This is a genomic window from Pseudomonas citrullilanati (assembly GCF_030580855.1).
GTDB lineage: Bacteria > Pseudomonadota > Gammaproteobacteria > Pseudomonadales > Pseudomonadaceae > Aquipseudomonas > Aquipseudomonas citrulli.
The window spans coordinates 54,807-81,676 of the sequence record NZ_JAUQOP010000006.1; the positions used below are offsets into that span (position 1 = coordinate 54,807).

The following is a 26,870-nucleotide window of genomic DNA, read 5'->3' on the forward strand; positions in this document are numbered from 1 at the left end:
ATTAAGGCAAGGGACTAGACCATGCATTTCACCATTCAACGCGAAGCCCTGTTGAAACCCCTGCAACTGGTCGCCGGCGTCGTCGAACGCCGCCAGACCTTGCCGGTACTTTCCAACGTGCTGTTGGTTGTCGAAGGCCAGCAGCTGTCGCTGACCGGTACCGACCTGGAAGTCGAGCTGGTGGGTCGTGTGCAACTTGAAGAGCCGGCCGATCCGGGCTCCATCACCGTGCCGGCGCGCAAGCTGATGGACATCTGCAAGAGCCTGCCCAACGACGCCCTGATCGACATCAAGGTCGATGAGCAGAAGCTCGTGGTCAAGGCCGGTCGCAGTCGTTTCACCCTGTCGACCTTGCCAGCCAACGATTTCCCGACGGTGGAAGAAGGCCCGGGCTCGCTGACCTGCAGCCTCGAACAAAGCAAGCTGCGTCGCCTGATCGAGCGCACCAGCTTCGCCATGGCCCAGCAGGACGTGCGCTACTACCTCAACGGCATGCTGCTGGAAGTGTCCGCCGGCGTTATCCGCGCCGTAGCCACCGATGGCCATCGCCTGGCGATGTGCTCGATGCAGGCGGATATCGGTCAACCGGATCGTCACCAGGTGATCGTGCCTCGCAAGGGTATCCTGGAACTGGCGCGCCTGCTGACCGAGCCGGACGGCAACGTCAGCATCGTATTGGGCCAGCACCACATCCGTGCCACCACCGGCGAGTTCACCTTCACCTCGAAGCTGGTGGACGGCAAGTTCCCTGACTACGAGCGCGTGCTGCCCAAGGGGGGGGACAAGCTGGTACTGGGCGATCGCCAGGCGCTGCGTGAAGCCTTCAGCCGTACGGCGATCCTCTCCAACGAGAAATATCGTGGCATTCGCCTGCAACTGGCCAATGGTCAGCTGAAGATCCAGGCCAACAACCCGGAGCAGGAAGAAGCCGAAGAAGAAGTGGGCGTGGACTACAACGGCGGCTCCCTGGAAATCGGCTTCAACGTCAGCTACCTGCTGGACGTGCTGGGTGTGATGACCACCGAGCAGGTGCGCCTGATCCTGTCCGACTCCAACAGCAGCGCGCTGGTGCAAGAGTCCGACAACGACGATTCGGCTTACGTTGTCATGCCGATGCGTCTGTAATCATGCCCAGCAGAAGCTAGATGTCCTTAAGTCGCGTCTCGGTCACCGCGGTGCGCAATCTGCACCCGGTGACCTTCTCCCCCTCCCCCCGAATCAATATCCTTTACGGCGCCAACGGCAGCGGCAAAACCAGCGTCCTGGAAGCCGTGCACCTGCTGGGGCTTGCCCGTTCGTTTCGCAGCACCCGCCTGTTACCGGTCATCCAATACGATCAACTGGCGTGTACGGTGTTTGGGCAGGTGGAACTGGCCGAGGGGGGCCACAGCGCCCTGGGCATTTCGCGGGACCGGCAGGGTGAGTTCCAGATTCGGATCGATGGGCAGAACGCCCGTAGCGCTGCGCAACTGGCGGAGATCCTGCCATTGCAGCTGATCAACCCGGACAGCTTCCGCCTGCTGGAGGGCGCGCCGAAGATTCGCCGGCAGTTTCTCGATTGGGGGGTGTTCCACGTGGAACCGCGCTTCATGGCGACTTGGCAACGCCTGCAGAAGGCGCTGCGCCAGCGAAACTCTTGGCTGCGGCATGGTACACTTGACGCCGTTTCGCAAGCGGTTTGGGACAGGGAACTGTGCCAGGCCAGCGCTGAAATAGATGAATATCGCCGCGCTTACATCAAAGCCTTGAAACCGGTCTTTGAGCAGACCTTGAGCGAACTGGTTGAGCTCGAGGGCCTGACGCTCAGCTATTACCGAGGCTGGGACAAGGACCGGGAATTGAGTGCCGTGCTGGCTGGCTCGCTGCAACGTGACCAGCAGATGGGCCATACCCAGGCCGGACCACAACGGGCTGACTTGCGTCTCCGATTGGGCGCACACAATGCCGCGGACATCTTGTCCCGGGGTCAGCAGAAGTTGGTGGTGTGCGCCTTGCGGATCGCCCAGGGGCATCTGGTCAGCCAGGCCCGCCGCGGTCAGTGTATTTATCTGGTGGATGACTTGCCGTCCGAACTGGACGAAGCCCACCGTCGCGCGCTTTGCCGCTTGCTGGAAGACTTACGCTGCCAGGTGTTCATCACCTGTGTAGACCACGAATTATTGAGGGAAGGCTGGCAGACGGAAACGCCAGTCGCCCTGTTCCACGTGGAACAGGGCCGTATCACCCAGACCCACGACCATCGGGAGTGAAGGCATTGAGCGAAGAAAATACGTACGACTCAACGAGCATTAAAGTGCTGAAAGGCCTGGATGCCGTACGCAAACGTCCCGGTATGTACATTGGCGACACCGATGACGGTAGCGGCCTGCACCACATGGTGTTCGAGGTGGTCGACAACTCCATCGACGAAGCCCTCGCCGGTTACTGCGACGACATCAGCATCACCATTCACCCGGATGAGTCCATCACCGTTCGCGACAACGGTCGTGGCATCCCGGTAGACGTGCACAAGGAGGAAGGCGTTTCCGCCGCCGAGGTCATCATGACCGTCCTCCACGCCGGCGGTAAATTCGACGATAACTCCTACAAGGTCTCCGGCGGCCTCCACGGCGTAGGCGTGTCGGTCGTGAACGCCCTGTCCGAAGAGCTGGTGCTCACCGTGCGCCGCAGCGGCAAGATCTGGGAACAGACCTACGTCCACGGCGTACCACAAGCTCCAATGGCGATCGTTGGCGACAGCGAAACCACTGGCACCCAGATCCACTTCAAGGCTTCCAGCGAGACCTTCAAGAACATCCACTTCAGCTGGGACATCCTGGCCAAGCGGATTCGTGAGCTGTCCTTCCTCAACTCCGGCGTCGGCATCGTCCTCAAGGACGAGCGCAGCGGCAAGGAAGAGCTGTTCAAGTACGAAGGTGGTTTGCGTGCATTCGTTGAATACCTGAACACCAACAAGACCGCGGTCAACCAGGTGTTCCACTTCAACATCCAGCGCGAAGACGGCATCGGCGTGGAGATCGCCCTGCAGTGGAACGACAGCTTCAACGAGAACCTGTTGTGCTTCACCAACAACATTCCCCAGCGCGACGGCGGCACCCACCTGGTGGGCTTCCGTTCGGCGCTGACGCGTAACCTGAACAACTACATCGAACAGGAAGGCCTGGCGAAGAAGCATAAAGTCGCCACCACCGGTGACGATGCCCGCGAAGGCCTGACGGCGATCATTTCGGTGAAGGTGCCGGATCCGAAGTTCAGTTCCCAGACCAAGGACAAGCTGGTGTCTTCCGAAGTGAAGACCGCGGTCGAGCAGGAAATGGGCAAGTACTTCTCCGACTTCCTGCTGGAGAACCCGAACGAAGCCAAGCTGGTGGTCGGCAAGATGATCGACGCCGCCCGTGCCCGTGAAGCGGCGCGCAAGGCCCGTGAGATGACCCGCCGCAAGGGCGCGCTGGACATCGCAGGCCTGCCGGGCAAACTGGCGGACTGCCAGGAAAAGGACCCTGCCCTGTCCGAACTGTACCTCGTGGAAGGTGACTCTGCTGGCGGCTCCGCCAAGCAGGGACGCAACCGTCGCACCCAGGCCATCCTGCCGCTCAAGGGCAAGATCCTGAACGTCGAGAAAGCGCGCTTCGACAAGATGATTTCCTCCCAGGAAGTCGGCACCTTGATCACTGCGCTGGGCTGCGGCATCGGTCGCGAAGAGTACAACATCGACAAGCTGCGCTATCACAACATCATCATCATGACCGACGCCGACGTCGACGGTTCGCACATCCGTACCCTGCTGCTGACCTTCTTCTTCCGTCAGTTGCCGGAGCTGATCGAGCGCGGCTACATCTACATCGCACAGCCGCCGCTGTACAAGGTCAAGAAAGGCAAGCAGGAGCAGTACATCAAGGACGACGACGCCATGGAAGAGTACATGACGCAGTCGGCCCTGGAAGACGCGAGCCTGCACCTGAACGAAGACGCGCCGGGGATTTCCGGTGAAGCCCTCGAACGCCTGGTCAACGATTTCCGCCTGGTGATGAAGACCCTCAAGCGCCTGTCGCGCCTGTACCCACAGGAGCTGACCGAGCATTTCATCTACCTGCCGGCCGTCAGCCTGGAGCAGCTGTCCGATCACGCCGCGATGCAGGACTGGCTGGCCCAGTACGAAGCGCGCCTGCGCACCGTCGAGAAGTCCGGCCTGGTCTACAAGGCCAGCCTGCGCGAAGACCGCGAGCGTAACGTCTGGCTGCCGGAGGTCGAACTGATCTCCCACGGCCTGTCGAACTACGTGACCTTCAACCGCGACTTCTTCGGCAGCAACGACTACAAGACCGTCGTTTCCCTGGGCGCGCAACTGAGCACCCTGCTGGACGAAGGCGCCTACATCCAGCGCGGCGAGCGCAAGAAGTCGGTGACCGAGTTCAAGGAAGCCCTCGAGTGGTTGATGGCCGAAAGCACCAAGCGCCACACCATCCAGCGATACAAAGGGCTGGGTGAAATGAACCCGGATCAGCTGTGGGAAACCACCATGGACCCGGGCTCGCGCCGCATGCTGAAAGTGACCATCGAAGACGCCATTGGCGCGGACCAGATCTTCAACACCCTGATGGGTGATGCGGTCGAGCCACGTCGTGACTTCATCGAGAGCAACGCACTGGCGGTGTCCAACCTGGATTTCTGATCCAATCGCCGCAACTCGCACCAAAAAAGGGCCAGCGCACATGCGTTGGCCCTTTTTTTATGTTCGCCATTCAGCGCGTGCCTACCCCGACCTACCGGTCGAAAAACGGGTAGCCCAGTAACACGTGACACAAAAGCCTTGATGCTCAATGACTTGCGAAGCGGCGCAAGTGCCCGTAATACGGGAGCGGAGTAAATACTGGCGCAATTCTTGCGTCTTAAATAACTTACACATCGTTTTTTTATTTTTACAAAAACGATGGGTTGAGGTGGATCGAACAAATCTAAATACCAAAGGTAGTCTCAATGAGCGGTACGCAAACTTCCGATACTCTGGAGCAAGGGCTCAAACCACGGCATGTGACGATGCTGTCCATTGCCGGCGTGATTGGCGCCGGTCTTTTCGTCGGCTCCGGGCATGCGATTGCAGCGGCCGGGCCGGCCGTGCTGCTGGCCTATGCCGCCGCCGGTGCCCTGGTGGTGTTGGTGATGCGTATGCTGGGGGAAATGGCCGTGGCGTCGCCGGACACCGGGTCTTTCTCGACTTATGCCGACCGCGCGATCGGTCATTGGGCCGGTTTCACCATCGGTTGGCTCTACTGGTGGTTCTGGGTCCTGGTGATTCCATTGGAGGCCAACGCCGCCGCGACCATCCTGCATGCCTGGTTCCCGAACGTGGCCATCTGGGTCTTCACCCTGGTCATTACCCTGCTGCTGACGGTCACCAACCTGTTCAGCGTGAAGAATTATGGGGAGTTCGAGTTCTGGTTCGCCTTGATCAAGGTCGTGGCGATCGTGGGTTTTGTCGGTCTGGGGATCCTGGCGATCCTTGGCTGGCTGCCCACCAGCCAGGTGAGCGGCGTTTCCCATCTGTTCGATACCCAGGGCTTTTTGCCCAATGGCATGGGCGCGGTACTGGGCGCGATCCTGACGACCATGTTCTCGTTCATGGGCACCGAGATCGTGACCATCGCCGCCGCTGAATCGAAGAACCCTGGGCAGCAGATCTCCAAGGCGACCAACTCGGTGATCTGGCGGATCGGCCTGTTCTACCTGGTGTCCATCTTCATCGTCGTTGCCCTGGTGCCCTGGAACGATCCGTCGTTGGCCAGCGTGGGTTCCTACCAGACCGTGCTGGAGCGCATGGGCATTGCGAATGCCAAGCTGATCGTCGATATCGTGGTCCTGGTGGCAGTGACCAGTTGCCTGAACTCGGCGCTGTATACCGCTTCGCGGATGATGTTCTCCCTGGGCAAGCGCGGTGATGCACCGGCCGTCGCCAAGCGCACCAACCAGAGTGGCACGCCTTACTGGGCGGTCATGTTGTCGACGGCAGCCGCCTTCCTGGCGGTGTTCGCCAACTACGTGGCACCGGCGGCGGTCTTCGAGTTCCTGTTGGCCAGCTCAGGTGCCATCGCCTTGCTGGTGTACCTGGTGATCGCGTTTTCGCAATTGCGCATGCGCAAGCAGCGCAGCGCTCGCGGTGAAAAAATCGACTTCAGCATGTGGTTGTTCCCTGGGCTGACCTACGCGGTGATCGTTTTCATCATCGGCGCCCTGACCATCATGCTGTTCCAGGAGGCCCATCGCGTGGAGATCCTCGCCACCGGCCTGCTGAGCCTGCTGGTGGTGGCTTGCGGCCTGCTGCTGCAGCGCCGTCGGGGCGCAAAAGCAGGAAGCCTGGTACAGACGATCGGGTGATACTTATCGTGGCGAGGGAGCAAGCTCCCTCGCCATGATGTCCTGAACTGATCCCTAACTCGCCACCGACGCTTCGCTTCCCGCCGTCACGCTCTCCAACCGATAGCCATACCCATAGATCGTCAGCAGCTGCCAGCCGCGGTCGGCCGTCAGCCCGAGCTTGTTGCGCAGGCGGTAGATGTGGGTATCGAGTGGGCGGGACGAGGTCATTTCCTCGTGGGTCCAGAAACGCTCGTAGAAATATTCCCGGGACAATGGACGGCCCAGGTTGACGAACAGGCAGCGAGCCAGGCGGAATTCCCGCTCGGTCAGGCTGATGGGGATGCCGGCGCGGGTGACGGTGAGTTCGGCGTCATCGAACGCCAGGTCATTGAACACCAGCACCTCGCTGGCGGGCACCCGTTGCAGATTATGCCGGCGCAGCACGGCGGTGACCCTGGCCTTGAGTTCATTGGGCCTGAAGGGCTTGCTCACGTAATCGTCGGCCCCGGCGTTGAGCGCCTGGACGATGTCGTGCTCGCCGTCGCGGCTGGTGAGCATGATCGCCGCCGGGGGCGAGTCCATGTGCTCGCGGGTCCAGCGCAGCAGCGACAGCCCGCTGAGGTCGGGCACTTGCCAGTCCAGGATCAACAGGTCGAAGGTTTCCCGGCGCAGTTGCCGCAGCAGGTCTTCGCCGCGCTTGAAGCTGTGCAGGGCCCACGCCTGCTCGCCCCTGCCGGGGATTTGTTGCAGTGTCTGTTCCACCCGGCGCAGTTCGGCCGGTTCGTCATCCAGTATGGCGACACGCATGGGGCGCGATTCCTTGATTTCGGGTAGCGGACATCATCAGGGGCTCGGCAGCAGGACCAGCCGGCCCTGTCGCTGGCTGCAAGACAATAACCACTCTCGGCACGCAGGGAAAGGCAGCAGCGCGTCACCCATCGAGTCCGCTATAGTCACGGGCTTTCCCGCCTTGGGTCTGACAGGTAGCCATGCAAGATATCCCCAGCCGTTGTGTTTGGACAGGTCGCCCATGAGCCATCATCGGCGCCGTGAAAGTCGAGAGCCCACCCAGGTCCAGCGTCTGTTTCGCCAGTTGATGCGCGAATGGCTGTGGATAAGTTTGTTGCTGCTGCCCCTTACCGCCTTGGTGTCCTTCAGCGGCCAGTCGCTGCGCAACGAGCCCTTCGCCGCCCTGCTTTCGGTTGGCCTGGTGGCGGGGGTACTGGGCTTGCTGTTGTGGCGCCCGCGCCTGGCGTTGTGGGCGACGGTGGGGGGCATGAGCCTGGCGCTGTTGACCAGTGCGGTATTGGCTGTGCGCGGTTGGTGGTGGTCGCCGATGGCCAGTGTGTTGGGCATCCTGTTGGGTTATCTGATCTGGAACTGGCGGCGCCTGAGCGTGGTACTGGCCTATTTCGGCTGGGAGCTGGCGCGCCTGGATTCGGAACCCAAGGTATTCCCCGAACGGCGTCGCGCGCCCTACGCCGGCAGCGACCGTTTGCAGGGCCAGATCATGGCCTTGGAACAGGCGCTGAGCCGAACCCGCGACACGCGCCGCTTCATTGCCGACGGCCTCGAGTACCTGCCGGTGGCGACGATGATCAGCGACCCCCAAGGCAAACTGCTGCTCGGCAACCGCAAGGCCCGCGATCTGTTCGGTCACGGCCTGGCGGGTGGCGATGTGCTGGAGCATCTCGCCGAGCTGGGTTATCCGGGCCTCGAGCACGGCGCGCGCCATCGGTTATCCACATTACCGTTGCTGGAGTTTCGCGATGTCCGCGAGCGCAGCTTGCGCCTGGAAAGGGCTGCGTTGCTGCCGGTCGATGGCGATGCGCCGATTGGTTGGTTGCTCAGCCTCACGGACCTCAGCGTGGAACGTGAAGCCGAGGAGCAGCGCGGCGTCATGCTGCGTTTCCTCTCCCATGACCTGCGTGCGCCGCATTCGGCCATCCTGGCGTTGCTCGATGTCCAACGGCATCAACTGGGCGAGAACACACCGCTGTTCGACCAAATCGAGCGGCAGGTGCGCCGCGCCCTGGAGCTGACGGACGGCTTCGTGCAACTGGCCAAGGCCGAGTCCGAAGCCTACCAATTCCAACCGACGCTGTTCGCCATGCTGGTGTTGGATGTGGTCGACCAGGCCTTGCCGCTGGCCCAGGCCAAGCGCATTCAACTGGTCCACGAGATGGAGGATGAAGACGCCATGGTGCGGGCCGACCAGGCCTTGCTGACGCGGGCGCTGTTCAACCTGTTGGAAAACGCCATCAAGTACAGCGCGCCCGACACCCGCATCACTCTGCGCGTCCACTGCAACCAGGGGCACTTGACCTGCGAGATGGTGGATCAGGGCAAAGGCATCGGCGCCCAGGAGCTACCGGATCTGTTCAGCCAGTATCGACGGTTTTCCTCAGCGCACGGCGTGGATGGGGTTGGCTTGGGGTTGTCGATGGTCAAGGCGGTGGTGGATCGCCACGGTGGGAAAATCGAATGTCGCAGCGTGGTGGGCCAAGGCACGACGTTCAGCCTCGGTTTCCCCCTGCTGGAGGATTGAGAGATCGCAGCCGAGGCTACGATCGTTTCGATCTATAAAAAACTTATGCACCTACCGACGGGTTTTATGTGTTTATGAAATATGTATTAAAAACAAAGACTTAAACAATAAAAGCGACGAATTTCAAAAAAACGGTACACAGGTTATCCACAGAAATCAGACAGCGATCTTGTCCGTGGCCGCCGGTGCTGCGGGGGTGGAAGGCAGCGAGCCCATTTCCCGTTGGGTCTGTTCGTTCCAGGCCTGGACCCGGTCGTTCAAGTTGGCTATCGCGCGAGGCCCGGTGCCTTCGGCATACATCGGCGCACCGATGACCACGGTGATGACGCCTGGCGTCCGAACCCAGCCCGCCTTGGGCCAGAATTTGCCGGCATTGTGTGCAATCGGCAGCACCGGCAGGTCGGCGTTCACCGCCAAGGCGGAACCGCTGCGGGAAAACTTGCCGACAGTGCCATAGGGGACGCGGGTGCCTTCCGGAAAGATCAACACCCAGACGTTGTCCTTGAGTAGTTCGTCGCCCTTTTGCGCCACTTGCTTGAGCGCGGCCTTGGGGTTGTCGCGGTCGATGGCAATCGGTCGCAGCATCGCCATGGCCCAGCCGAAAAACGGCACGAACAGCAGCTCACGCTTGAGCACCTGGCTCAAGGGCTCGAAATACGCCGACAGGAAGAAGGTTTCCCAGGTGCTCTGGTGGTTGGACTGGATCACGCAGGGCCGGTCAGGCACGTTCTCGGCACCCTTCACTTCGTAGCGAATGCCCAGGAACACTTTGCTCAGCCACAGTGCGCAACGGCACCAGTACACGTTGATGAAGCGGTAGCGCGCCTTGAATGGCAGGAAAGGCGCGATAAAAAAACTCAAGGTGCACCACAGCAAGGAACTGGTGCCCAGCAGCAGGTAAAAGAGAAAGGTTCTGATGGCCTGCAATATCGACATGGCGACGGTTACCGTTGCGGGCAATGCCCGCCTGTTCAAGCGCTTCCCGGACATTCCTTGTCAGGATGTCGAGGGAGCCCTAATTGTGGATAAGTTCAGCGGCAACCGCCGCCAGGTCGTCAAAAATCAAGGTGCCCACCGGTAGGGTCTTGCCCAGAGTCTTCTCGCCTTTCCCGGTCTTTACCAAAACTGGCTGACAATCGACGGCCTTGGCTGCCTCCAGGTCACCGAGGCTGTCGCCGACGAACCACACGCCCGCCAGCGGCGTCGCATAATGCTCGGCAATGGCCTTCAGCATGCCCGGCTTGGGCTTGCGGCAATCGCAACCTTCGTCCGGGCCGTGAGGGCAATAGACGATCAGCCCGACCTCCCCGCCCTGCTCGGCCACCAATGCGCGCAAGCGCTCGTGCATGGCCTCCAGGACGGCGAGGTCGTAGTAGCCGCGGGCGATGCCCGACTGGTTGGTGGCGACCGCGACCGTCCAGCCGGCCTTGCTCAACTGCGCGATGGCTTCGATCGAGCCGGGGAGCGGCAACCACTCCTGCACCGATTTGATGTAAGCGTCGGAGTCATGATTGATCACCCCGTCCCGATCGAGAATCAGCAGTTTCAAGGTTTACCCCAGCAACGAAATGTCGGCAACGCCCAGGAACAGGCCACGCAGGCGCGCCAGCAGCGCGTAGCGGTTGGCCCGCACATTGGCGTCTTCGGCATTGACCATCACTGCCTCGAAAAACGCATCCACCGGTTCGCGCAGTGCCGCCAGGCGCGCCAGGGTTTCGCTGTACTGGCGTGCCGCCGCCATCGGCTGGACCGCCTGGTCAGCCTGCTGGATCGCCGAATACAGGGAGAACTCGTTGGCGTTGTCGAAGTACTTGGCCTCGACGGTGGCCGCGATGCTGCCTTCGGCCTTGCCCAGGAGGTTGGACACGCGCTTGTTCACCGCCGCCAATGCTGCCGCTTCCGGCAACTTGCGGAACGCCTGCACCGCTTGCACGCGCTGGTCGAAGTCCAGGGCCGAGCCCGGCTTCAGGGCGCGTACCGACAGGTAGGTGGCGACATCGACGCCTTCGTCTTCGTAGCGCGCGCGCAGGCGGTCGAAGATGAATTCCAGCACCGCATCGGCCAAGCCGGCGGCCTTGACCTTGCTGCCGAACGCGTTGACGGCGAAGGCCACGGCGTCGTTCAGGTCCAGGTCCAATTGCTTGTCGATCAGGATCCGCAACACGCCCAGCGCCGCACGACGCAGGGCATACGGGTCCTTGCTGCCGGTGGGTAGCATGCCGATGCCGAAGATGCCGACCAGGGTGTCGAGCTTGTCGGCGATTGCCACGGCCGCACCGGTCAGGGTGCTCGGCAATTCAGCGCCGGCACCGCGGGGCATGTACTGCTCGTTCAGGGCCAGGGCCACGTCCTGTGGTTCGCCGTCGTTGAGGGCATAGTAGTAACCGGCGATGCCTTGCATCTCCGGGAACTCACCGACCATCTCGGTGGACAGGTCGCACTTGGACAGGATGCCGGCGCGGGCTGCGCGCTGGGCGTCGCCGCCGATGCGCGGGGCAATGAACGCCGCCAGCTTCGACACGCGCTCGGCCTTGTCGTAGACGCTGCCGAGTTTTTCCTGGAAGACCACGTTGCGCAGGCGCTCGTTGAAGCTTTCCAGCGGTTGTTTCTTGTCTTGCTTGAAGAAGAACTCGGCGTCGGTCAGGCGCGGGCGAACGACTTTCTCGTTGCCGGCGATGATCTGTGCCGGGTCCTTGCTCTCGATGTTGGCGACCGTGATGAAGCGCGGCAGCAACTTGCCTTCGGCGTCCAGCAGGCAGAAGTACTTCTGGTTGTCCTGCATGGTGGTGATCAGCGCTTCCTGCGGCACTTCCAGGAAACGTTCCTCGAACGAGCACACCAGCGGCACCGGCCATTCCACCAGCGCGGTCACTTCATCCAGCAGGCTCGGCGGCACGATGGCGGTGCCTTCCTGGCGGGTGGCCAGCTCTTCGGTGCGCTTGCTGATCAGTTCGCGACGCTCGTTGGCGTCGGCCAGCACGTAGGCGGCGCGCAGGTCGGCCAGGTAGTTGGCCGGCGAGGTGATGCGCACGCTCTGTGGATGGTGGAAGCGGTGGCCGCGGGAGTCGCGACCGGCCTTCTGGGCCAGGATCGTGCAATCGATGACCTGGTCACCCAGCAGCATCACCAGCCATTGGGTCGGGCGCACGAACTCTTCCTTGCGCGCGGCCCAGCGCATGCGCTTGGGAATCGGCAAGTCATTGAGGGAGTCTTCGACGATGGTCGGCAACAGGCTGGCGGTCGGCTTGCCCTTGATGCTCTGGCTGTAGCGCAGCTTCGGGCCGCTCTGGTCGATTTCGCTCAGGTCCACGCCGCACTTCTTGGCGAAGCCCAGGGCGGCCTGGGTCGGGTTGCCGTCGGCATCGAACGCGGCCTGGCGTGGCGGGCCGTCGAGGTTGATGCTGCGGTCCGGCTGTTGGGTCGCCAGGGCGGTGATCAACACGGCCAGGCGGCGCGGCGCGGCGTAGACGTGCTTGGCTTCGTAGCTCAGGCCGGCGGCTTGCAGGCCCTTGTCGATACCGGCCAGGAACGCATCGGCCAGGGTGTTCAGGGCTTTGGGTGGCAGTTCTTCGGTGCCCAATTCAACCAGGAAATCTTGAGCACTCATTGTGCAGCCTCCAGCTTAGCCAACACTTCATCACGCAGGTCCGGGGTCGCCATCGGGAAGCCCAGCTTGGCACGGGCCAGCAGGTAGGCTTGCGCGACGGAACGCGCCAGGGTGCGCACACGCAGGATGTATTGCTGGCGCGCAGTCACGGAAATCGCCCGGCGTGCGTCCAGCAGGTTGAAGGTATGGGACGCCTTCAACACCATTTCGTAGCTCGGCAACGGCAGCGGCTGGTCCAGTTCGATCAGGCGCTTGGCTTCGCTTTCATAGAAATCGAACAGTTCGAACAGCTTGTCGACGTTGGCGTGTTCGAAGTTGTAGGTCGACTGCTCCACTTCGTTCTGGTGGAACACGTCGCCATAGGTCACCTTGCCGAACGGGCCGTCGGCCCAGACCAGGTCGTAGACCGAATCCACGCCTTGCAGGTACATCGCCAGGCGTTCCAGGCCATAGGTGATCTCGCCGGTGACCGGGTAGCACTCGATGCCGCCCGCTTGCTGGAAGTAGGTGAACTGGGTCACTTCCATGCCGTTGAGCCAGACTTCCCAGCCCAGGCCCCAGGCGCCGAGGGTCGGCGATTCCCAGTTGTCTTCGACGAAACGGATGTCATGCACCAGCGGGTCGAGGCCCACGTGCTTGAGGGAGCCCAGGTACAGCTCCTGGAAATTTTCCGGGTTCGGCTTCAGGACCACCTGGAACTGGTAGTAATGCTGCAGGCGGTTCGGGTTTTCGCCGTAGCGGCCGTCAGTCGGGCGGCGGCTGGGCTGCACATAGGCGGCGTTCCAGGTTTCCGGGCCGATGGCACGCAGAAACGTGGCAGTGTGGAAAGTGCCGGCGCCTACTTCCATATCGTAGGGCTGAAGTACCACGCAACCTTGCTCGGCCCAGTATTGCTGGAGGGCGAGGATCAAGTCTTGGAAGGTACGCACGGCTGGCGTAGGCTGGCTCACGAAATTCACCTGTTTCTTGGGCTGCGATTTAAAGAGCGGGAGTATACCCGATTCGTTCGTGCGCACGCCCCCTGGAGCCTTATGCCACGCTGCTTTTGGTGTTCTGACGATCCGTTGTACATGGCCTATCACGATCAGGAGTGGGGGACGCCGCTGCGCGATGCGCAGGGTTTGTTCGAGTTGCTTTTGCTCGAAGGGTTCCAGGCCGGGCTCTCCTGGATCACCGTGCTGCGCAAGCGCGCGCATTATCGCGAGGTGCTGTACAACTTCGATGTACAGCGGGTGGCGCAGATGAGCGACGCCGAGATCGAGGACCTGATGCAGGATCCCGGGATCATCCGCAACCGCCTCAAGCTCAAGGCCGCCCGGCGCAATGCCCAGGCCTGGCTGGCCCTGGAAGACCCGGTGGCGTTTCTCTGGTCGTTCGTCGGCGACAAACCCATCATCAATCATTTCAAGGACCGCGCCGAAGTCCCGGCCATTACCCCCGAGGCCGTGGCGATGAGCAAGGGCTTGAAAAAAGCCGGCTTCACCTTCGTCGGACCGACCATTTGCTACGCCTTGATGCAGGCCTCGGGCATGGTCATGGACCACACCCAGGACTGCGACCGCTACGCCGAGCTGGCAAACGGCGGTTAGAATAGCCGGCTCGCGACACGGCCCATGAATTCAGGAGTGACCTGTGGATAAGTTGAAAGGCGCCTTGCTGGTCGGCGCTCTGCGGTTGTTTGCGCTGCTGCCCTGGCGGGCGGTGCAAGCGGTGGGGTCGGCCATCGGCTGGCTGATGTGGAAACTGCCCAACCGCTCCCGCGACGTGGTGCGGATCAACCTCGCCAAGTGCTTCCCCGAGATGGACCCGGCCGCGCGCGAACGCCTGGTGGGCCAGAGCCTCAAGGACATCGGCAAATCCCTGACCGAAAGCGCCTGCGCCTGGATCTGGCCAGCCCAGCGCTCCATCGAGCTGGTGCGCGAAGTCGAGGGCCTGGAGGTGCTGAAAGAAGCCCTGGCCTCCGGCAAAGGCGTGGTCGGCATCACCAGCCACCTGGGCAACTGGGAAGTGCTCAATCACTTCTATTGCAGCCAGTGCAAACCGATCATTTTCTACCGCCCGCCCAAGCTCAAGGCGGTGGATGAACTGCTGCAGAAGCAGCGGGTGCAACTGGGCAACAAGGTCGCCGCCTCCACCAAGGAAGGCATCCTCAGCGTCATCAAGGAAGTGCGCAAGGGCGGCCAGGTGGGCATCCCCGCCGACCCGGAACCGGCCGAATCCGCTGGCATCTTCGTGCCCTTCTTCGCCACCCAGGCCCTGACCAGCAAGTTCGTGCCGAACATGCTCGCCGGCGGCAAGGCCGTGGGCGTCTTCCTCCACGCCCTGCGCCTGCCGGACGGCTCCGGCTACAAAGTCATCCTCGAAGCCGCGCCCGAGGCCATGTACAGCACCGACACCGAAACCGCCTGCGCCGCCATGAGCCAGGTGGTGGAACGCTACGTGCGGGCCTACCCCAGCCAATACATGTGGAGCATGAAGCGCTTCAAGAAACGCCCGCCGGGCGAGGCGCGGTGGTACTGAAAGCCTGTTGCCTGGGTGTAGAACCCCTGTGGGAGCCGAGCTTGTTCGCGATGACGGCGGCACACTCAACATCGATGCAAGCAGACCCACCGCTATCGCGAGCAAGCTCAGCTCCCACAGTTTTTTCGGATGTGTTTACAGGTATTGCCTCCATCCTCAATGCCTGTGGGAGCGAGCTTGCTCGCGATAGCGCCCTTACGGCTGCCGCCCAACTCACTGACCCGCACCCCAGTGGCCAGGGAGCTTGCTCCCGCTGGGCTGCGCAGCAGCCCTATCAATCGTCCAGATAAACTCATCCATCGGTCAACGAGCGCTCATGATTGCCATGCGCCTTTTGGCCTTGTAGCAGTCGTTAACATCAATCGCCTTTTGGAAATATTCCGCGCGCTGCGCACGATTGCTCTCGCCCTGTAGCCGATAGATTTCCGCCTGGTAGTCGCGACTGCCGCCCCATTGCATGGCAAGGCCTACAGGTTCTTCAGGCCTGCACTCAAGCCTGACGGCCGGTTGTGGAAAGTATTTTTCGTAGAGAGGCATGCTTGCCTCTATAGCCTGCAGCGCTTTCTGATATTCGGGCGTGTCGGTAAATGCCAGGCACCAATATGAAATATTCAGTGCCGGCGGCGCAAAGCCTTGGGCCAGACTTCGCTCAAACAAAGGGCAAGCCTTCTCCTTGATCACTTCGTTCGGATATAGCAGCACATAGAGCAGCCCGAGACGATATTGAGCAATGGGATGATCAAGGGCCGCTGCTTGTTCAAGCAGAGCAATCGCTGGCTTGAGCAGAGAACCCCCTTCCGCCGCCAAGGCCAAGGAACGCTCCTTCTCCTCTGTGCTTGCAGTAGGCGTGTCGGCTGTCACGGCCTCGAACTTATTGTTCGCCTGTAGCAGGTATGGAACAGCCTGTTGATAGAGGTTTTCACCACGGGGGTCTATGTGCAACGTGGTGGCCATGCACAATTGAGGCAGCAGATACGCTAAAAATGTGTAGCCCCAACGGTTCAGGAACATGGATTGGCCTCCTGGCAGCAGCTATCGGGAAAAGTACGGATTGATTTCCAGAGACGAATAAGGAGCCGAGGGAGGCGCAAAGCCTCAATCGTGTCCATGATTAGTGCCTGCGATATCGCGGGCAACAGGCGAATAATGATTCCGCATATTCGAAAAGTTACCGCGAAGCCCGTCGAAACTATCGCTCTACAGAATATCGCCCAGTCCCGCTGATTCATTAATCAAGGAGTCCCTCCCATGAAAATCGATTTCACCGGCCGTTACGTATTAGTCACCGGTTCCACCAGCGGCATCGGTTTCGCCACAGCCAAAGGCTTTCTGGAAGCCGGCGCCCATGTGGTTCTCAACGGTCGCAGCGACGGCAGCGTGAAGGACGCTTTGCAGCGCTTGGGCAGCCTTGCTTCCAAAGCCGAAGGCTTCGTTGGCGACCTCAGTAACGAGGCAGGCTGCCGGGCGTTGGTCGCCAAGTACCCGCGCTTCGATGTGGTCATCAACAACCTGGGCATTTTCAAGTTGGAAGATTTCTTCGAAACGCCGGACAGCGAATGGCAGCGCTTCTTCGAAACCAATGTGATGTCGGGCGTGCGGGTTTCCCGGGCCTACGCCCAGGGCATGGTCGAGCGCGGTTGGGGGCGGATTGTGTTTGTTTCGTCGGAATCCGGCGTGAACATTCCCGCCGACATGATCCACTACGGCTTCACCAAGACCGCCCAGCTTTCCATCGCTCGCGGCCTGGCCAAGCGCCTCGCCGGCACCGGTGTGACGGTGAATTCGGTGTTGCCCGGGCCGACCCTGTCCGAAGGCGTTGCCCAGATGCTTCAGGGCGATGTCGAGCGCACCGGGGAAAGCTTGGAGAAAGTGGCGGCGGATTTCGTCAATCAGCACCGCAGCACCTCGATCATCCAGCGCGCGGCGCGGGTCGAGGAGGTGGCCAACATGATCATCTACGCCAGCTCCGAGCAGGCCTCGGCCACCACCGGCGCGGCGCTGCGGGTTGATGGGGGCGTGGTCGACAGCATCATCTAGTGGCCTGTGTGGCTGATTCGGGTACTCAACTCGGCGCCAGAATTGAGTACCCGAATCAACCGTACAGGCCACTAGCCTTTGACCCCACGACAAAACGCCGCTTGCTCCTTCGAGGCAAGCGGCGTTTTTTCTGGAAGCGACATCTGGTTATTCCGAATGGGGCTTCAGGGCGGTGAGGGGGATGTGATCAGGCCGTCCTGTTGCCCAGCAGCCGGTCCGAGCCCCCTTCAGCCACGCGGTTTTCAATCAACCGATCAGAACCCCCTTCGGCCACGCGGTTCTCGATCAACCGGTCCGAACCCCCTTCAGCCACGCGGTTCTCGATCAACCGGTCCGAACCCCCTTCAGCCACGCGGTTTTCAATCAACCGATCAGAACCCCCTTCGGCCACGCGGTTCTCGATCAACCGGTCCGAGCCCCCCTCGGCCACGCGGTTTTCAATCAACCGATCCGAGCCCCCTTCGGCGACCCGTTGTTCGATCAACCGGTCCGAACCGCCCTCGGCGACCGTGGGTTGAGCCAAAGAAGTTGCGAACGCATTGCCAAGCGACAGTGCCAGAAGCGAGCCAATGAGCGTTTTGCTGAAAGTGTTCATGTCCTGATCCTTTTATTGATTAGCCGATGATTGAGTTAGACGGTGACGTGCAAACGGACGTCGACGTTGCCGCGGGTCGCGTTGGAGTACGGGCAGACCTGGTGGGCTGCGTCGACCAGCGCTTGGGCATCGGCTTGGTCCAGGCCCGGCAGGTTGATGTGCAGGTCGATGTCCAGGCCGAAACCGCCAGGGATCTGGCCGATGCCAACGTGGGCGGTGATCGAGGCATCGGCAGGGATGCTGCGTTTGCTCTGGCTGGCGACGAACTTCAGTGCGCCGATGAAGCAAGCCGAGTAACCGGCTGCGAACAGTTGCTCAGGGTTGGTGGCCTCACCGCCGGCGCCGCCCAGGGCCTTGGGGGTGGCCAGTTTCACGTCGAGGATTTTGTCGCTGGAAACGGCACGGCCATCACGGCCACCGGTGGAGGTTGCAACTGCGGTATAGAGAACGTTCATGATTGCCTCGCTTGCTTGATGGGGTAGGTGTTCAGGTCTTCGCTAAATGTTTGTGCGATAACCAGTTGCGATAAAGTTATCGCTCAAATAGTTTGCGCGCAAGTTATATTTTCGAAAAATTTTCCGAAATGAATTAACTATTTGATTAGAAAGGGAATTTATTTTTCAGAAGCGGCGATGGCCAAGAGGGTAGCCAAGGTGCAGCGGCGGGGTGGTGTCCGACGGCGACCGCCTACTGAGCGACCGCCACCTGGTTACGCCCCAACGCCTTCGCTCGATACAGGGCCTTATCCGCATTGTTCATCAAGCTATGGAGGTCCTTGTGGCCCGCCTCCGTCGAGGCCACGCCGAGGCTGGCCGTTATGCGGTGAACCGGCTCGACCATCAGCTCGGCAATCGTCAGCACGAGTTCTTCCGCAATCTTGATGGCGGCGTCCAGGGAGGTGTTCGGGAGCAAAATGGCGAACTCTTCGCCGCCGAGTCGACCGTGGATGTCCGTCGCGCGAAACGACGAACTGATGACTTGGCCCATTTGCCGCAAGACCTGGTCCCCGACCTGATGGCCGTAGGTGTCGTTGATGTGCTTGAAATGATCCATGTCCAGCATCACCGCGCACAGCCCGGAGCGGTCGGCTCGGCATTGGTTGTAAAGCGCTTGGGCGTGCTCGAAGAAAGCCCGCCGACTCTTCAGGCCCGTCAGCTCATCGGTCTGGGCCGCATGGGTCGAGATGCTGTTGGCCTGTTCCATTTCGCGGCTGAGTCGGAAAGCGGTCTCCAGGGCCTTGGCCATTTTTCGCGTCGCCCGGGCCGCGAAGGCCGCGAACACCAGGATCGACAGCGCCAGGCCAACCTGGATCCGCGAGGGTTGGAACAGCAGCCAGGCAGTGCTTGGCAGTAGGACCAGGCCGATGGAAACCAAGGTCATGTTGCGATAGGCCGAATAACACGACACCGCACTGACGGTCATCCCCACCGTAAAGAGCATGACCAGTGCCTGGGACAGAAGATCGTCGGCCGGCATCACCACCAGTGCCCCGCCGCCCCAGATGCTCGCGGACAACACCAGCGTGATCCAATACCGGCGCTCCCAGCGTTGCGGCGTGCGCTCGCTTTTGTCACTGCGAAAGTAGACGACGAACATGGAAATGCGCAGCAGCGTCGACCCGGTCAACAGGGCCAGCCACCCGAGGACGGCGTCGTGGTCAAAGCAATCCCAGCCCAGCCCACACAGCATGATCGCAGCAAGGTAGCTGCCGAACACCGCGGAAACCGACTGGCGAAACAGCTGCTGCAAGCGATCAGTCTGCACCTGCTCGGCGATTAACAGATCCTGGCCACTCCGAGATCCTAGGCTATCCATGTGAGTCACCTGAGCCTGACGCAAGAAAAGAACGATTGTGGCACCTCGCCAGCAACCCGAACAACTCAATTACGCGCGGGTCGTTGTGCCGATCGCACCGTTGCAAAACGACCCGGGGCGAGGGACGCGGGCAGTCAGGCTGGGATCAATCCCGTTTCCTGGTAGCTGGCTATCAGGTCGTCGAACAGGCCGATGTCCATCCGGGTCCGGGCGATCAACTGAGCACCCGCGACGGCGGTGTAGATGGCCAGCGCTCGACGCTCACAGGCCTGCGAGCCGCCGACTCCGGCGTCGGCCAATACCTGGGCCAGCCACGCCACGTTGACGTCCGCGAACGCCTTGACCTCGCGCATCACCTCTTCGGGCAGGTCCTGGTATTCGGCCGCCATGAAGCTGGACAGGCACAGTCTGTTGCCGTTCTGGAGGGAGGTGCGAAAAATGGACGGGTAGCGCTGCAAGCACCGCTGTGGGTCGGCGTTGTCGGCCCGTATCGCGTCCAGCGCCCGCGACACATCCTGCCAGTAGCGCTGCGCGACCGCAGCGCCCAGGCCGGCCTTGCTCGGGAAGTGATAGTAGATGCTGGCGTTCTTGATCCCGACTTCGTCGGCAATGCTGCGGAAATTGATCCCGCTGTAACCGTGCAATTGGGCTGCGGACTTCGCCGCCGCCAATATGGCCTCTCGAGCATTTTCGTTCACGTTGCCCCCTCGCTTCGGGATTCAAGTTCATCGAGCGTCCGGATTCTACGCGCAGAAAGGATACCTGCCAATTGTCAGGTAGGGGATTGACGACGTCGGTAATCCGGTTCAGTCTTTGCCTACCAACTGACAGGCAGGCATTCGAACATGACTTCTCCACAGCCCAGCACGGACACTTATCCACAGGCCCCCAAGCTGAAAATCTACGATTGGTTCAACGGCCCCTACCCCGCCCGGGTGCGCATCGCGCTGGCGGAAAAGGGCTTGCTGCCCTACGTCGAGTTCGTCTCGATCAATCTCTGGGCCGGCGAGCACAAGAAGCCCGAGTTCCTGGCCATCAACTACTCCGGAACGTTGCCCGTGCTGGAGCTGGACGATGGGACGCGCCTCGCCGAGTGCACGGCGATTACCCAGTACCTGGACGGTTTGGACGGTGCCCCGACCCTGACGGGCAAGACGCCTCTCGAACAAGGCACCATCCACATGATGACCAAACGGGCCGAGCTCGAATTCCTCGATGCCGTCAGTACCTACTTCCACCACGCGACGCCGGGCCTCGGCCCGGAGGTCGAGCTGTATCAGAACGCGGAATGGGGAAACCGGATGCGCGACAAGGCGATCCGCGGCATGCGTTACTTCGACAACCTGCTCAAAGACCAACCCTTCGTGGCGGGCGGCGCGTTTTCGATGGCTGACATTGCCGTGCTGGGCGGGATGATCTTCGCCTCGCTGGTGCAACTCCCCGTTCCGGAGGAATGTGCAGCATTGCGCGGCTGGCACGCCAGGATGCAGGAGCGACCCAGCGTGCAGACATGGCGTGCCATGGTCGAGGGTGGCGCTGCGTAAGGCTGTGAATGCCTGGCATGAAAAAGGGGCAAGTGCAGACGTCACCTGCCCCTTCCAGCAACAGCGAGCCCAACGAGGTCAATTGTGGCGAGGGGATTCATCCCCGCCGGGTTGCACAGCAACCCCAAAGCTCAAACCACAACCCGTGGCGAGGGAGCTTGCTCCCGCTGGGCTGCAAGCAGCCCCAACCCATGAGCCTACGGTTTACTCGACCTGCGACAACTTGGCGTCGTCACAACCGGCAGCGCGGCACTCGCGCTCGACAGCCTTGAGTATGACGATACGCGCCTCGGTCTTCTCGTTGGCGCAGTCCAGGTAGAGCAGGCCGTCGTTGGAACAGGCGCTGTCACGATTCTTGATCCACTGGATCTGAGCGGCTTTCACCTTTTTCTTCTGATCCGGGTTCAGGGCACTCATCGTCTTCTTGTACTGTTCGTTGATTTCCTGATCCGACTGAACCATTTTCAGCGAAGCGCAATAGGTCCTGTCATAGGCGTTCCTAGGGTTATCGCAACTCATCGCAAATGCCGAGGCGGATGCCATTGCCAACAACGTCCCAACCAACAAAGACTTGATCACTCACTTCTCTCCCTGAATGCCCTCTATTGATTAGAGGTTGCGGCGGGGAATTTATCATGAGGGTCGTTGAACAATGAAGCGGATCCTGGGGATCGCTCCTGTTTTTCATGGCCCCCCATCAACCGCGACGGCCAGTCGCTACAGCCTGGCATTTCTCGACCAGAGATCGAGATCACTGCCGCACGCCGCAACGATGTAGTTGCCGCACCAGGAGAATCCGAACGCCCTCACGTGGTCCGTGTAGATCACCGTGCAATCCGCCTGGTGCCCCTCAATCAGCGCATGCTTGTAGGGTTTGCTCAGGATGAGTATGTTCTCGGGCCAATCCGGGGACACCAGCTCTAGCCCTTCCCCGGCGACGTTACAGGTCGGCAGGCCGCCACCATGGATGCCGCACAACGCAATGACCTCATCGGCGATCACGCCAATGCCCCGGCCATGCAGCCCGAGTTCGCTCAAGCCCGCATATTCCTCGTAGTCGCGCTCAATCTTCTGCCCCGTGTCGCAATGCACCACACTCCGACCCGAACTTGAGACCACCAACAAGTAGGGACCTTTTTGCGAAAACCCGACCGATAGCAGCCCGCCGACGGCTATCGAAGCCACATGCGTCCAGCCCTCGGGGTTCTCATTGACAGGGATCTGCTCGATGAGTCGAATCAAGCGCTTTCGATTGTCTTCGCGTAATGAATTCATGAGTGCATTCGGAGAGAAAGAAGTCTGCCCAGCATCCCCAAACACCCCCAAGCCAGTCAAACATTCGTGACGAGGGAGCTTGCTTCCGCTGGGCTGCAAAGCAGCCCCACTCACTCCGGAAAACTCTTACAGACAAAGGCTGCGGCAGCCACCTCAAACCCGAACCGTAAACCCGCCTATCCCCAATTTACAGGTTCAAACCAAGCCCTGTTTATCCTCCCGCCGCGAACCGTCCGCCAGGCTACCCAACCTTGCGCCTTTACCTACAACTGCGCCAGAATCCGCCCGCTTGTGCGCCTTGCTCCTGGGCTCTATCGTTTTCCTGCCACTGCCCATCAGTGGTCGGGTTTAGTAGCCCGCGGTTGTGTCAGTAAGATGCATGAGCTCTCCATCCGAGCAGGTTCCTATCCTGTGCTTGATGGTGGCTGTGCGCAGGGCGCTTCGGCGCGCCGGCAATGCTGATCTCCCCGGTCTACTAACCTGCGTACAGCCGCCACCCTTCTTTTAGTAGGGAAGAGGTTGCGACTTAACCATGGAGTAATCAGCATATGTTCAAACCTACACCGAACCCGCCAGAGGCGGACCAAGCTTCCTCGCAAACCAAATCCAAAACCAAGAAACACGACGAAGCCACCAATCGCGTCTTGGATTACTACCTGCTACCAAAACCTGAAAAATCAGAAGACGCCTCCCAACCAGGGCAACTCTTCATCGTCGCAAAAACCGCCGACAACGAATGCCTACTCGCCAACCTCACCGAAATTCTGGCCTCAGCCGACGCAATGGTCAGCGACCTGGCTTTTGATCTGGAAGGCCCACGACGGCACGTTGCCCTTGGTATTCAGCAATTGATTGAGTTGAGTTCGTTGTTGGCGGTCCGGGCATTGGATAATTTTGATCTGGGCAGTAGGTAGAACGGCTGCCATGATAAACCCGACACTATGCGTCGGGTTTATCCACGGATATGCAGTTGGCTCTAATTAAGTTTGCAGAAAATTACTGTAAAATAGAGACGCATCTATTCAATAATTCTTCATTATCTAAGATTACTAAGTTTAATTTTTTTCTGGTGCGAGTTATGTTTTGAAATAGCATTTTAGTGGGGTCATAGTATGCTCTTCCTCTATAAACTAAGTCACCACCTGCGTTGTAAGAAAAATACTGATCGATCATTACAGCTACGTTATCGAATTCTTGTCCAATTACTTGGTGTGAGGTCTTTTTAGCTGACTCAGAGTATTTTTCATGATGCTCATTGTTATATTGTGATGGGGTAAATTTGATAATTTCCCATTGAGCTTCGCTTAATGTCCCTAGGTAGTTTTTTGCATCATCTAGATTTTTGAAATAGTTTAGCTCAATATTGAATATGCTCGACAAGTTTAATTGTCTTTTGTTGTTGAATAGCATTTTTATAACTGCGGCAATTTCTTTGTTTGTTCTTATTTTTTCCGACAGTTTGTAGGTAGAGATTGCTTGAATGGAGTTTATTTGCTTATCTATATTTCTTGCTTCTTCCCAACTCGCCAGAGTCTGGACTTTATCATATGAAAATATGCATTTTCCACCGAAAGCTATAATCTTATCCGTTATATCTTTTAATTGCTTAGGGTAGATGCGCTGAGCCTCATCGATAATTATTAAACTATAAGTGGATAATTCTATATTGGCATAATTGTTTATTGGGATTATTTTCCAGCCATGATTGTTTAGTTCTATCTGTCCGTCGTTTAGCTGTCCGCAATGAATAATCAAGGATTTCTTTTTGTTTGCCATTAGTTCTTTGGCGATATCATATATTAATAAGGTTTTTCCAGTGCCTGCACTACCTGTAACAGAAGTAAACGTAGCTGCCCTTGCTAGGTCCAAGGATTGTATGATTTGGTTTTTTATATCTTCCTGTTGGTGGGTCAAAAAATATTCACCGTTGAGAAATTTATGCGTTGAATTGAAAGGTGATACTAAGTAGTCTGATGGAGTAAATAAATTATCGATGACTTCTGTGCGATCAATCGTTTGACTAGTTAATAGCCCGGTTAGAAATGAGGGCTCAATTTCCTCTAAGCTTCCGTCGCTAGCAATAAAATATAGCGTCTCAACGTCCGAAACAAAGGTAAAACTGTATACTTGTCTTTTAAGATAGTTCAGATAATATTTATTTCTGTGTAATTGATTTTTTATTTTTATTTCTGTGCAAGTTTTTTTTAATTCTATGTTGATAATGTCTTTTGTGCCGAATCGCAACAAGTCAAACTCTTTACCTATCTGTGATATTTTATAGCCAACATAAAATGTGTCAAAAATACCTATGTTGTCCGTTGCGGCATACAGAACTTTCACGAGAGCTTTTAAATCTTCAATCTCTGCTTTTTTTATCGCGATGCCATGAAATTTTAAGAACTCACTAAAGCTCTCTACTGCTAAAGAGATACTTGCTTGTGTCAAAGATAAAATATTAATGCTTCTCATGAAGTTCCCTTTCAACTGTTACAGTCGTAATATTTGCTCGTGCCGCTTCCATTTGTCGCTACGGCTAAACAACACCTCTAGCCAAGGCTGATTACTTAGTTTCCTCCTGAGCCCCTTGCAACTCGGCGGACGGTTTTTACGGCCTTAGGCTTAGGAGGCAAAAGAAATGTTTCAATGGCGGTCACCCATTCTGGCTTCTTCGATAGAGTATCTAACTCAACATATCTAAGTGCAAACTTGACTTTAAATCCTTCCGTCTCAAATAGCTGCTCCATCGCTTTACGGTCCGTAAAATTTAGATTCAGCGAAAGGCTAGAAGGCCATTCGTCATTTTCCGAGGACAATGGTATCGAAAGTCGTGCTATTAATGGTCCATAAATTTCATGTGACTTAAAGCTTTCAATAGCGGAAATAAAGCTCCTAGCATTCAATGTGTCTTCTATCACCGTCGAGGGCGATGCATTATTGTCGCTGGTCTTTAATAGTTCCGTGCGACAGCTGTCTTCGTTGTTTTTCAATCTGCGTATTTGTATTCCCGCCAAAAATTCCTTGCCGTCAAAAGACTCAAATTTTTTGTCGGTATCGATTAAGCAGAAAACTTTCCCTCTTACGTCATCCCTAGAATCCTCAAGAGCGAGGTATAGATAGTTGAAGATTTTTTTTACCGTTGGAGAGCCGCCGACTGGAACAACGAATAGTTTAGGATTTTTTATGTAATGATTTAGATATATGCTGTCCGCAGAGCCTTCGCAAATGAGCCATTTATAATCAGAGCTTGTAATTGATGCAATAATAGATTGAACTAAATCATTGATACCCTTTAACTCCAGCTCGATAGGGAGCTCCCCTTTGGTATCTGTTTTTAACTTTTTGATTTCCTCTCTAAAGCATCGTAAATCGAACAGAAGAGGCGCTTGGTCACTTTTAGGGCAGTAGACAGCAACTCCGTTGGAAATGATAGGCATAAACCCATACCAATGGGTAGTAATGAGTACCTGAATTTTTGATTCAGCAATTTCTCTTAGTTTTTCAAACTGGTCAAAGCAAGACGATACATGCAACGATAACTCAGGCTCGTCGACCGCTAATATTATTTGCTGATGAGTTGGTGCGGCATTTGCCAACAGAAATGCTTTAGCGACATCAACGAGTGCTTGACGCTTTTCACCGGAACTTAGGTCACTAACCGGTGTGCGCTCTCTGCCGTCTTTTCGATTGAGAACTTTAGATTCAAAAAATGCTTCGATGACTTTTTCAGTCAGATGAGACTGATTAACAAGATTTTGCTTCTGTGCGGGCTTTCTATATTCATATATACCTAATTTTTCTGATATGGAGCCGAGGAACTCATTAAGTTGCACATTGATTGTTCGAACATCTTCTCGTTTAATAAAGCCCCTAACAATAGTATCCAGTTTTTGCCCTAATAAGGCTTGAATAGTCTTGCCTTCGATTTTGGTGTATTCTTTAAAGTCAATGTCGGCAGGTAAATATATATACTTGTAGCATTCTACGATTCTTTGATGCAGGAGTGTTATGGCTCCACCCGAGCTAATATAGTTTTTTATTAATGAGTTATAGGCAGGTAGCGTTTCAAACATAGAGAAAAAAACAGTCGGAATAGCATATTTCTGATCTTTTTTTATTCCGAATGGAATCAGGTAATAGCTGCTGCTATTGTAGCCCTCCCCCGTTAATGCTTCTCTATGTGCGCAGAATAATTCTGCGTGGGCTTTGTGAGCGGGATTGAAATCGCTGACGTTTGCTGACCATGTTAGTTCGCTTACTTTTTCTACAAACCACTGGTACTCACCCAGACTGGGAAGAATATCTTTCTTTATTAAAAATATTGGACATATAAACGGTTCCCGCTCTGTATAACCTTTGGTTAGCGAATGATGATAGTTCCAATCGGCACCATTAAAGAAGCTATTTAATGCTTCTAGAACAGAGCTTTTGCCAGCACCGTTCTCGCCAACTAAGGCGCTGAAATATTTACCATTTGAAAGTTTAACGTAATTAATCGCTTGGTAGGTTTTAAAGTTTCTAACCAGCAATCCGACGATCATAGTTCATCCTTGAATGCCGCCTCAGCGACTGAGGCAA

Annotated in this window: 24 protein-coding genes; 10 read left to right on the forward strand and 14 right to left on the reverse strand. The window is 57.8% G+C overall.

Going from position 1 to position 26,870, the window contains the following annotated elements:
• The first annotated feature begins 21 nt into the window (after positions 1 to 21).
• The 4 genes from dnaN (at position 22) to gabP (ending at position 6,372) form a co-directional block, all read left to right on the forward strand.
• On the forward strand, positions 22 to 1,125 hold the full coding sequence (dnaN, locus tag Q6A48_RS06765; RefSeq protein ID WP_304552856.1) for a DNA polymerase III subunit beta: 1,104 nt from the start codon (positions 22 to 24) through the stop codon (positions 1,123 to 1,125).
• Between the two features lie 20 nt (positions 1,126 to 1,145).
• Positions 1,146 to 2,249: a DNA replication/repair protein RecF gene (gene recF, locus Q6A48_RS06770; protein WP_030139022.1), complete on the forward strand. Its 1,104-nt coding sequence runs from the start codon at positions 1,146 to 1,148 to the stop codon at positions 2,247 to 2,249.
• A gap of 5 nt (positions 2,250 to 2,254) precedes the next feature.
• Complete coding sequence (gene gyrB / locus Q6A48_RS06775) at positions 2,255 to 4,672, forward strand: DNA topoisomerase (ATP-hydrolyzing) subunit B (protein WP_304552857.1); 2,418 nt, start codon at positions 2,255 to 2,257, stop codon at positions 4,670 to 4,672.
• Between the two features lie 305 nt (positions 4,673 to 4,977).
• The gene (gabP, locus tag Q6A48_RS06780; RefSeq protein ID WP_304552858.1) at positions 4,978 to 6,372 is read left to right on the forward strand and encodes a GABA permease; all 1,395 of its coding nucleotides are present in this window, start codon (positions 4,978 to 4,980) and stop codon (positions 6,370 to 6,372) included.
• Positions 6,373 to 6,426: 54 nt separating this feature from the next.
• On the opposite strand, the gene Q6A48_RS06785 is transcribed toward gabP, so the two are convergent.
• Positions 6,427 to 7,161 (reverse strand): response regulator transcription factor, encoded by a 735-nt coding sequence (locus Q6A48_RS06785; RefSeq protein WP_304552859.1) that lies wholly within the window; start codon positions 7,159 to 7,161, stop codon positions 6,427 to 6,429.
• A gap of 223 nt (positions 7,162 to 7,384) precedes the next feature.
• Here Q6A48_RS06785 and Q6A48_RS06790 point away from each other — a divergent pair, with 223 nt between their 5' ends.
• Positions 7,385 to 8,902 (forward strand): sensor histidine kinase, encoded by a 1,518-nt coding sequence (locus Q6A48_RS06790; protein WP_304552860.1) that lies wholly within the window; start codon positions 7,385 to 7,387, stop codon positions 8,900 to 8,902.
• Between the two features lie 156 nt (positions 8,903 to 9,058).
• Here Q6A48_RS06790 and Q6A48_RS06795 read toward each other — a convergent pair whose 3' ends face one another.
• From Q6A48_RS06795 to glyQ, 4 genes are all read right to left on the reverse strand, one after another.
• Complete coding sequence (locus Q6A48_RS06795) at positions 9,059 to 9,838, reverse strand: lysophospholipid acyltransferase family protein (RefSeq protein ID WP_304552861.1); 780 nt, start codon at positions 9,836 to 9,838, stop codon at positions 9,059 to 9,061.
• A 79-nt stretch (positions 9,839 to 9,917) separates the two neighbouring features.
• Positions 9,918 to 10,451 (reverse strand): D-glycero-beta-D-manno-heptose 1,7-bisphosphate 7-phosphatase, encoded by a 534-nt coding sequence (gene gmhB / locus Q6A48_RS06800; RefSeq protein WP_042727821.1) that lies wholly within the window; start codon positions 10,449 to 10,451, stop codon positions 9,918 to 9,920.
• Positions 10,452 to 10,454: 3 nt separating this feature from the next.
• Positions 10,455 to 12,509, reverse strand: coding sequence for a glycine--tRNA ligase subunit beta (gene glyS, locus Q6A48_RS06805; protein WP_304552862.1), 2,055 nt, complete (start codon positions 12,507 to 12,509; stop codon positions 10,455 to 10,457).
• Complete coding sequence (gene glyQ, locus Q6A48_RS06810; protein WP_022641565.1) at positions 12,506 to 13,459, reverse strand: glycine--tRNA ligase subunit alpha; 954 nt, start codon at positions 13,457 to 13,459, stop codon at positions 12,506 to 12,508. Before glyQ ends, glyS begins: the two co-directional genes overlap by 4 nt.
• 81 nt (positions 13,460 to 13,540) lie before the next feature.
• On the opposite strand from glyQ, the gene tag reads away from it, so the two are divergent.
• Positions 13,541 to 14,098 (forward strand): DNA-3-methyladenine glycosylase I, encoded by a 558-nt coding sequence (gene tag / locus Q6A48_RS06815; RefSeq protein WP_304552863.1) that lies wholly within the window; start codon positions 13,541 to 13,543, stop codon positions 14,096 to 14,098.
• Positions 14,099 to 14,141: 43 nt separating this feature from the next.
• Positions 14,142 to 15,029: a lysophospholipid acyltransferase gene (locus Q6A48_RS06820; RefSeq protein ID WP_304552864.1), complete on the forward strand. Its 888-nt coding sequence runs from the start codon at positions 14,142 to 14,144 to the stop codon at positions 15,027 to 15,029.
• A 303-nt stretch (positions 15,030 to 15,332) separates the two neighbouring features.
• On the opposite strand, the gene Q6A48_RS06825 is transcribed toward Q6A48_RS06820, so the two are convergent.
• A complete protein-coding gene (locus Q6A48_RS06825; protein ID WP_304552865.1) occupies positions 15,333 to 16,040 on the reverse strand; it encodes an SEL1-like repeat protein in 708 nt (235 codons plus the stop codon).
• A gap of 237 nt (positions 16,041 to 16,277) precedes the next feature.
• Here Q6A48_RS06825 and Q6A48_RS06830 point away from each other — a divergent pair, with 237 nt between their 5' ends.
• A complete protein-coding gene (locus Q6A48_RS06830) occupies positions 16,278 to 17,066 on the forward strand; it encodes an SDR family NAD(P)-dependent oxidoreductase (protein ID WP_304552866.1) in 789 nt (262 codons plus the stop codon).
• Positions 17,067 to 17,253: 187 nt separating this feature from the next.
• On the opposite strand, the gene Q6A48_RS06835 is transcribed toward Q6A48_RS06830, so the two are convergent.
• The 4 genes from Q6A48_RS06835 to Q6A48_RS06850 form a co-directional block, all read right to left on the reverse strand.
• On the reverse strand, positions 17,254 to 17,661 hold the full coding sequence (locus tag Q6A48_RS06835; RefSeq protein WP_304552867.1) for a hypothetical protein: 408 nt from the start codon (positions 17,659 to 17,661) through the stop codon (positions 17,254 to 17,256).
• Positions 17,662 to 17,696: 35 nt separating this feature from the next.
• Complete coding sequence (locus Q6A48_RS06840; RefSeq protein ID WP_003196182.1) at positions 17,697 to 18,116, reverse strand: organic hydroperoxide resistance protein; 420 nt, start codon at positions 18,114 to 18,116, stop codon at positions 17,697 to 17,699.
• 232 nt (positions 18,117 to 18,348) lie between these two features.
• The gene (locus Q6A48_RS06845; protein ID WP_304552868.1) at positions 18,349 to 19,476 is read right to left on the reverse strand and encodes a GGDEF domain-containing protein; all 1,128 of its coding nucleotides are present in this window, start codon (positions 19,474 to 19,476) and stop codon (positions 18,349 to 18,351) included.
• A gap of 134 nt (positions 19,477 to 19,610) precedes the next feature.
• Positions 19,611 to 20,174, reverse strand: a complete 564-nt coding sequence (locus Q6A48_RS06850) for a TetR/AcrR family transcriptional regulator (RefSeq protein WP_304552869.1) — start codon at positions 20,172 to 20,174, stop codon at positions 19,611 to 19,613.
• Positions 20,175 to 20,369: 195 nt separating this feature from the next.
• Between Q6A48_RS06850 and Q6A48_RS06855 the strand changes: the two genes are divergently transcribed.
• The gene (locus Q6A48_RS06855) at positions 20,370 to 21,020 is read left to right on the forward strand and encodes a glutathione S-transferase (protein ID WP_369811671.1); all 651 of its coding nucleotides are present in this window, start codon (positions 20,370 to 20,372) and stop codon (positions 21,018 to 21,020) included.
• A gap of 204 nt (positions 21,021 to 21,224) precedes the next feature.
• Here the strand turns inward: Q6A48_RS06855 and Q6A48_RS06860 are convergent, their stop codons facing one another.
• Both Q6A48_RS06860 and Q6A48_RS06865 read right to left on the reverse strand, forming a co-directional pair.
• Entirely contained in the window at positions 21,225 to 21,599 is a 375-nt protein-coding gene (locus Q6A48_RS06860; RefSeq protein ID WP_304552871.1) for a lysozyme inhibitor LprI family protein, read from the reverse strand.
• A 138-nt stretch (positions 21,600 to 21,737) separates the two neighbouring features.
• The gene (locus tag Q6A48_RS06865) at positions 21,738 to 22,295 is read right to left on the reverse strand and encodes a hypothetical protein (protein WP_304552872.1); all 558 of its coding nucleotides are present in this window, start codon (positions 22,293 to 22,295) and stop codon (positions 21,738 to 21,740) included.
• 548 nt (positions 22,296 to 22,843) lie between these two features.
• Between Q6A48_RS06865 and Q6A48_RS06870 the strand changes: the two genes are divergently transcribed.
• Positions 22,844 to 23,209 (forward strand): DUF6124 family protein, encoded by a 366-nt coding sequence (locus Q6A48_RS06870; protein ID WP_304552873.1) that lies wholly within the window; start codon positions 22,844 to 22,846, stop codon positions 23,207 to 23,209.
• An 82-nt stretch (positions 23,210 to 23,291) separates the two neighbouring features.
• Here Q6A48_RS06870 and Q6A48_RS06875 read toward each other — a convergent pair whose 3' ends face one another.
• Positions 23,292 to 24,764 (reverse strand): ATP-binding protein, encoded by a 1,473-nt coding sequence (locus Q6A48_RS06875; RefSeq protein ID WP_304552874.1) that lies wholly within the window; start codon positions 24,762 to 24,764, stop codon positions 23,292 to 23,294.
• Positions 24,765 to 24,859: 95 nt separating this feature from the next.
• On the reverse strand, positions 24,860 to 26,833 hold the full coding sequence (locus Q6A48_RS06880; RefSeq protein WP_304552875.1) for an AAA family ATPase: 1,974 nt from the start codon (positions 26,831 to 26,833) through the stop codon (positions 24,860 to 24,862).
• Between the last annotated feature and the right edge of the window lie 37 nt (positions 26,834 to 26,870).